Source organism: Tannerella forsythia (genome assembly GCF_001006485.1).
In the GTDB taxonomy this organism is placed as follows: domain Bacteria; phylum Bacteroidota; class Bacteroidia; order Bacteroidales; family Tannerellaceae; genus Tannerella; species Tannerella forsythia.
In genome coordinates this window covers 1-1,540 of record NZ_JUET01000123.1, presented here as the reverse complement: position 1 = coordinate 1,540, position 1,540 = coordinate 1, and the positions used below count along the sequence as shown (strand labels likewise).

The 1,540-nt window shown below is 45.4% G+C and carries 1 protein-coding gene; it reads right to left on the bottom strand.

Features of this window, described 5'->3' with window-relative positions; translation table 11 throughout:
- Positions 1–375: 375 nt before the first annotated feature.
- On the bottom strand, positions 376–1,290 hold the full coding sequence (locus Tanf_RS11795) for a ribonuclease Z (protein ID WP_046826016.1): 915 nt from the start codon (positions 1,288–1,290) through the stop codon (positions 376–378).
- Positions 1,291–1,540 lie beyond the last annotated feature (250 nt).

The following is a 1,540-nucleotide window of genomic DNA, read 5'->3' as shown; positions in this document are numbered from 1 at the left end:
ATCACCGCAAGGAACGCGAAAGTTACGCAAAGCACGCAAGTTTGTTTAAGCAAAACATCTCGACCATTAAACGAATCAACATTTTATATCAGGCTTACAGCCCTCCGCAGGAGTGGGTATTCTTTTTTCCCAACGCTTCGCTTCGCTACACATTGGGCTGAATTAACGCACCCCTTCGGAGCTGTTACAGTGGTCAGCTATCAGCTTTTAAGCAGTCAGCTATCAGCCAACAATTCAACAATTCAACAGTTTAACAATCAAACAACTCAACGCCCGAAGGGCTGTTTTTAATGTTTAATTGTGTTTTGTTTAGCGATATTTTTAAAAGGAATCGCTCTGTGTGATTGCAGGCATGTTCTTTAACGGATCATTGTGTCAAACTTGGACAATCATGCCTTCCTGACCTGCAATGGTGTTCGAAAAAATGGCTTGAGCTTCTCCAAGTAATGGGTTAATATCTTCGTAGCGAGCTGAATAATGTCCTATTACGAGTTTTTTTGCACCTGCCATACGGGCAATTTCCGCGGCTTGACGGGCTGTAGAATGAAACGTTTCTCTGGCGCGTGCCAGTTCACTATCCATAAACGTTGCTTCATGATATAAGCAGTCAACTCCTTCGATATAAGGAACAATAGACGGTTCAAAGGCTGTATCCGAACAGAACGCGTAACGCCTCGGCGGTTGTGCCGGTCGTGTCAGTCGCGTATGAGGAACGGTTACCCCTTCGGGTGTTATAAAATTTTCTCCCTGCTTGATACCCCTCAATGCTTTGACAGGCACTTGGTAAAAATCGATCATTTCACGTATCAGATGAGCTTCGCGAGGTTTCTCGGCAAAAAGGTAGCCGCACGTAGGTATGCGATGCTTTAGCGGAATAGACCAGACACTGAGCGAACGATCTTCCATCACCAGTGCATGCTTTTGGGGATCGATCAGGTTTAGTTGTACGGTGTATCCCATTTCTTTGCAGAATAAGGCGAGAACAGGGCGAATAAAATCACCGAGGGAATGAGGCCCGTGAATCACTAACTCGCCTTTGCGTCCCAACATACCGAGTGTTGAAAGTAATCCGGGCAGTCCGAAACAATGATCACCGTGCAGATGGGAAATAAAAATATGGGTCAGACGATTGAATCGGATATGCATCCTCCTCATTTGTAGCTGCGCTCCTTCGCCACAGTCAATCATATACAGTTTATCGTGCAGATTTACGACTTGAGCGGTTGCCTCGTGACGCAAGGTCGGTGTCGCCGAACCGCATCCCAGCAAGGTCACATCGAAACGTATCATATTTTTCTCTCTGTTCATGAGCCGCAAAGGTACGTATATTTTCTGCTTTCTTCTCGTTGTTCTTTCCCCGTTTCTTTTTTTACACTACCTTTCCTCTAAAACGTATTTTGTGAGTTTGCTTAGATTGCTGCTCAATCCCTCCCAAATTCGGTTGTTTGGGTGACTATAACACACGACTGTTGGCTCCGTGACGGTCGGTGTGTCTCGGAGATTGCGAATATAAGTATGTTACTTTCCTCTACAAGCTTGG

What these genes read in the sequence shown, in the direction of transcription:
- Tanf_RS11795 (WP_046826016.1), bottom strand. Translation starts at nt 1,290, where the DNA reads ATGATACGTTTCGATGTGACCTTGCTGGGATGCGGTTCGGCGACACCG.